The sequence below is a fragment of the Roseivirga sp. UBA1976 genome, from assembly GCF_002336325.1.
Classification (GTDB): Bacteria; Bacteroidota; Bacteroidia; order Cytophagales; family Cyclobacteriaceae; genus Roseivirga; species Roseivirga thermotolerans.
The window spans coordinates 1-5,439 of sequence record NZ_DDDQ01000055.1 but is presented as its reverse complement, the minus strand read 5'-3'; the positions used below and the strand labels follow the sequence as shown (position 1 = coordinate 5,439).

General features: G+C 45.1%; 5 protein-coding genes. 4 read left to right on the top strand and 1 reads right to left on the bottom strand.

Features of this window, described 5'->3' with window-relative positions; all coding sequences use genetic code 11:
• On the top strand, positions 1–209 hold a 209-nt coding region (locus tag B3763_RS06250; RefSeq protein ID WP_286744863.1), incomplete at its 5' end, for a hypothetical protein.
• A gap of 105 nt (positions 210–314) precedes the next feature.
• Here B3763_RS06250 and B3763_RS06245 read toward each other — a convergent pair.
• Positions 315–3,041 (bottom strand): VPS10 domain-containing protein, encoded by a 2,727-nt coding sequence (locus B3763_RS06245; protein WP_286744861.1) that lies wholly within the window; start codon positions 3,039–3,041, stop codon positions 315–317.
• Between the two features lie 200 nt (positions 3,042–3,241).
• On the opposite strand from B3763_RS06245, the gene B3763_RS06240 reads away from it, so the two are divergent.
• The 3 genes from B3763_RS06240 to B3763_RS06230 are packed head-to-tail and all read left to right on the top strand — an operon-like array spanning position 3,242 to position 5,398.
• A complete protein-coding gene (locus B3763_RS06240; protein WP_286744859.1) occupies positions 3,242–4,510 on the top strand; it encodes a hypothetical protein in 1,269 nt (422 codons plus the stop codon).
• Positions 4,511–4,534: 24 nt separating this feature from the next.
• Positions 4,535–4,954, top strand: a complete 420-nt coding sequence (locus B3763_RS06235) for an energy transducer TonB (RefSeq protein ID WP_286744856.1) — start codon at positions 4,535–4,537, stop codon at positions 4,952–4,954.
• Positions 4,955–5,011: 57 nt separating this feature from the next.
• Positions 5,012–5,398 carry a hypothetical protein gene (locus B3763_RS06230; protein WP_286744854.1) on the top strand — a complete coding sequence of 129 codons (387 nt, stop codon included), beginning with the start codon at positions 5,012–5,014 and terminating at the stop codon, positions 5,396–5,398.
• The last annotated feature ends 41 nt before the right edge of the window (positions 5,399–5,439 follow it).

Below are 5,439 nucleotides of genomic sequence, written 5' to 3'. Positions count from 1 at the left end.
GTGAGGTATGGAGTTATGGAATTGGCGACCATGTGAATGACTACGAAATGTTTAAGGCGGTAAATGAGCCTGCGCTTGTACAACGCCCAAACGGAGAATGGGCTGTGTTGGAAGAACCTTGTGCACGCTTGATTAACGCAATAGGGCCGGAGGGATTCTCGCAGGCGGTGTATGCCATGGTTGGGCCACAGCACAGGCAGGCTGTTTAGAGGAATAAGTTAAAAGTAAAAACCCCATTGCCTGCCGGCATACCATTAGCCGGAAAACAATGGGGTTAGTCGGTTAAAACCGACTTTTACTGATTTATTCGTGGTCTATTGTTGAGACCAATGGTCTTTCATTACAATGGCCTCTTTGGTTACGGTTTGACCGTTCATTTCAATTACCACTTTGTATGTACCCGGACCTACTCCTTTGGTTTCATACCTCATGCTTTCTATTCGGTTTTTGATGTCTTCTTCAGACATGCCAAAGTTTCTGAATCGGTTAGCCATTTGCTCAAGATCTCTCTGTGAGCGCTCTCCGGTAATTTCTACAAACCTCCAGATAAAGGTGTTTAGGCCTGCGGAAGCATCGATGGCAGACTTATAAATTTCCTTAGCTCCTCTGTAAATCTTAAGGTTGGCTGTTCCTGCATTTTTCACATGGAAGTGTATGTGGCTTCCGGGAGCTCTGCTTTCTCCATCAAAGTTGGTGTAAGCTGTTACATTGCTAAGTCCGCTAATGTATTGCACGGCAGGCTGAATGTCGAACAGAGTAAGCCCGGCATTGAGGGTCTGAGCATTCATTCCCTGCAATGGAGAAATATCGGCAATAAAAATACCGCGTCCGTGAGTGGCCACAACCAACTCATTTTCTCTTGGGTGAATGACCATGTCGTAGGCCGGAATGGTCGGCATACCGGTCATAAACTTGGTCCAGTTTGCGCCACCATCAATGCTGGCAAAAGTGCCCAGCTCAGTTCCAACAAACAAGAGGTTAGGATTTTTGTGGTCTTCACGAATAACATTTACACCACCATCAGGTATGCCAGCGGCTATAGAAGTCCACGTTTTACCCCAGTCGGTAGTTTTATAGAGGTAAGCTTTAAAGTCGTCTCTTCTCATGCCATTAAAAGAAACATAGGCCGTTCCCGGATAGTGAGCAGAAGCTTCCACTCGTGTTACCCAGTACTCCGGATTGTTTGGAATATTGGCATTTAACTTAGTCCATGTTTTACCTCCATCTCTGGTTACGTGTACATTTCCATCGTCAGTTCCGGCCCATAGTTCATTGGCATCTAGCGGAGATTCTTCCAGCGTGGTAATGGTTCCGTACTGTATGTTGCCTGTACCGTTGGCTTTTACCTCGTCATTATTAGAAAGGTCGGGGCTAATTTCTTCCCAGCTTTCACCTCTGAAAGGTGATCTTACCACCTTATTTCCTGCATGGTAAATGACATCAGAATTATGCTGAGATACTACAATAGGAGCATTCCAGTTCCAGCGCATGTTTCTGTCGCCTCTGTAGCGAATGCCATACGTTTCTCCGGTCACCATGTCCACGCGTTGTAGTGGGCCAAATTGAGACTCGTTGTACAGATATCGGTTGTTGGTGCGGTCTACCACGTTGTACATACCATCTCCACCACCGGTTCTTTGCCATGCTTCAAAAGGAATTGGTCGGCCGTCTTTTGAAGTGCTTGGACCACGTACAGAGCCATTGTCTTGCAAACCGCCATATACGTTGTAAGGGTAGGCCATGTCTACATCTACTGCATAGAACTGTGCCAAAGGAATTTCGTCAGGATGATACCACGTGGCACCCGCATCGTAAGTAATGCCCATACCATGATCGTAACCTAAAAGCATGTGTTGCGAATCGGCAGGGTCTATCCACATGGCGTGGTTGTCTCCTCCAAAGCGGAAGGGCTGGCCCCAGGTTTTACCACCATCTTTCGTTTCCCAAACACGAATACCCAGTACGTACACATGGTCTTCATCGTTGGGATCTACTCTTACCTGCTGGTAGTAATAAGAAGGATAACCACCTACATCTTCGCCATCAGGGCTTATTTTTCTCCAGGTTTCTCCACCATCATCTGATCGGTACATTTCTGTACCTTTTACAGATTGCCCTCTTTGCAGTGGAATACCAATTTCAAGCATTCTTCTTCTCTCTTCCGTAGAAATGCCGTCAACGTTTACGTTTTCGATATTGGCATAAACCACTTTAGAGTTTCCGGGGGCATAAGCCACTCCAATTCTACCTATGAAACCACCCGGTAGCCCGTTAGTAAGCTTTTTCCAGGTTTTGCCGCCATTGGTCGACTTGTAAATAGCACTGCCTTCTCCACCTTCATTGAAAGTCCAGGGCCTTCTGATTTTATCGTAAGCAGCAGCAATGAGTGTGTTGGGGTCTGAAGGACTCATAGCCACATCGACCACGCCCACATATTTGCCATCGGCTTTTTTAACTTCCAAAACCTTTTCCCAGCTCTTACCGCCATTAGTGGTTTTGTAGAGGCCTCTTTCGGGGTTATCGGAATATAGATGTCCAAGCGCAGCCACATACACTACGTTGGAGTTCTTAGGGTCTATGATAATACGGCCAATATGGTGAGATTCCGGTAAACCCATGTTTTTCCAGGTTTTACCTCCGTCTGTAGATTTATAAACACCATCGCCCCAATAAGAACTTCGTGAGTTGTTGGCTTCTCCTGAACCTACCCATACCACGCTTGTATCGCGTTGGTCTACGGCCACGGCTCCAATAGAAATGATACTTTCGTTATCGAAAATTGGTTTCCAGGATTGACCGTTGTTAGTGGTTTTCCATAGGCCGCCAGAAGCTGTTGCGGCATAAATTACTTTAGGAGCTTTATCTACAACCGCAAAGTCTACGTAGCGGCCGCCCTGACGGGTAGGTCCTATTTCCCTGAATTCGATGGATTTAACCACCTGATCAGGTATTTTCTGTGCAATTGTCTCCGGTAAGGCCAAAAGACCAACTAAAAATGCCAGAGACAACCTTCTGAATGTTTTAGCAGTAAGGTTTATCATATTTCTTATGGTTATGGCTTTGAAATTAAGGCAAAAAGCAACCAGTACAAAGGTGTGTTTGGGCTATTACATAAATGGTAAAAAACCTGTTGGTTGTAATTGAAAGAGCCTTTAATAAGGGAGCATACCCGGAAAGATGTTAAATTCATGAATTCATCCAAGAAGCCTGTTGGGTAAAAACTCCCGGGTTCAAAAGAACTATGAAACGCCTGTTCTACTTTTTTCTGATTAGTTGTTTAACGGCCCTGCCAGCTTTAGCTCAAGAGAGTCTTCAGGAGGTATACAATGCCGCTGTTGCTGCCTTTGAGGCTAAAGACTACCATACATACCTGGAAAAGATAAGAGAGGCCAACGAAATGAGGCCGAACCATCCGACCATAGTGGCTAAACTTGCGGGAGCCTGGGCACTCACCGGGCGCAAGAGTCGTGCGGTGCAAACGCTACAGCAGATGCTTCTAATGGATGCTACTTTTGATTTTACTTCAGCGCCTGAGTTTGAGAGCCTGAAGAACTACAGGGGCTATGATGATTTGCTGGAACTGCAGGCCAGATTGAGCAAAGTAGAGGTACACGATGAGGTGTTTCGGGTCATTAATGCAGGAATGCTACACCCGGAGAGCTTTGTTTTGCTCGATAGTGGAGAGCTGTTGCTTGGTAGCATTCGCGAAAAACGCATAGTAAAAGTAGACACGAATGGTTTGGTCTCTGACTGGATCGATTTGCCTTACAGCGTGTTGGGCATGAAATACGATGCTTTGCGAGACCATTTATGGGTGGCTACGGCAGCTTTTCCGGAGATGGTGGACTTTAACCCGCAAGACGAAGGCAAAAGCATGATTGTGCAGATTGATGTTTCGGAAGGTAGAATTCTTCATGGAGTGGAATTCAATGATGGTTCGGTCATTGGCGATGTGCTGCTGGATGACAGGCAACGCATTTGGCATAGTAACAGTGCTAAACCCTTTCTGGTGAGGAATGTAACCGACACGGCTGAGTATTATGGAGCTTTTTCGAGGAAATACATCGACCTGCAAGACTCTCACTTCAATCTACAAGGACTCACTCTTAATGACTCTCAGCGTTATTTATACTTTGCTGATTATATATCGGGTATTCACCGGGTCGATCTGCAAACGGATAAAATAGAAAAGGTTTTTGCCAGTGAGAATATCTTGTTGAAGGGAATTGACGGTTTATATTTCTATAACAATACGTTGCTGGCTATTCACAATGGAGTTAAGCCTTACAAGGTCGTACAGTATTTTCTGGACGAGTCGGGCCTCTTTATCGATATGGAGCGCATCATTAACCGTGGTGGTGAAAGCTTAGGCGAACCCACCCTGGGGCAGGTAAAAGATGGCTATTTTTATTACCTGGCCAATAGCCCATGGGCTGCATATGATGCCAATAAGAACCTGTTGCCAGAGAAGGTAAGCCCTATTGAAATAAGAAGAATTAAACTGGACTAAGCAACTAAATACCCCAACCTGTCAATGAGTAAACCCAGAAAAGATGCGCCCCTTAAAATGCCCAGATACCGTGGCGGAGATGACGCCATGCTTGCTTTTCTGCAGGACAATCTTAACTATCCTAAACAGGCACTTGAGCAGAAAATAGAGGGCGTTGTTGAGGTGGCTTTCGATGTGGACGGTAGAGGTAGGGTATTCAACGCACGTGTTATACAAAGCCTGGGTTTTGGCTGCGATGAGGAGGTGCTCCGTTTGGTTGAGCTTCTTAAGTTTGAAAAAGCCTACAACAAAGGCAGAAATGTGTGCCTGCATAAAAAGGTGAAGGTACGGTTTAAACTGCCACAGGCTAAGCCTGATCCTTTGGTACGTTATAGCCTGGTTCCGAACAAAACCGAGAGCAAAGAAGAAAAGCCTCAAAAAATGAGTTACACCATTCGGTTTTAATGATTTCTCCAGAAAATTTGGATAACAAAACTAAGTGACGATCGTTAATTGTGCCTTGTGATTGTCTTCCTTCGAAATAGTAAGATCGTTCGGTGGGTTTGGGTCTTTATGGCCCTGTACTTGTTCAATATTAGTATTGATACCAATCATTCCTATCCTGATGGGTTTCTTCAAGAAGTAGGGCTCAATGAACAGGATAGTTTTATCGAGCTTATTCTGGAAGAAGTTTTGGGTATAGAAAATGCCCTGGCTGAATATGATAATGAAGACAGTGAGGAGCACCGCAAAAAGGAAAGCAGAATTAAAGAGTTGCTCTTGCACAATGAAGGACTTCCCGAAAACCATCCTACCATTTTTAAAGCCAAAAAAGAACGATTGTCAGCGTACCGGAATTCTTTTTACAGTGTTTTTTTAGATTTGGATACCCCGCCCCCCAAGGGTTAATACCCCTTACAAGGCTTGTATACGCTACCCTGATAGGTTTT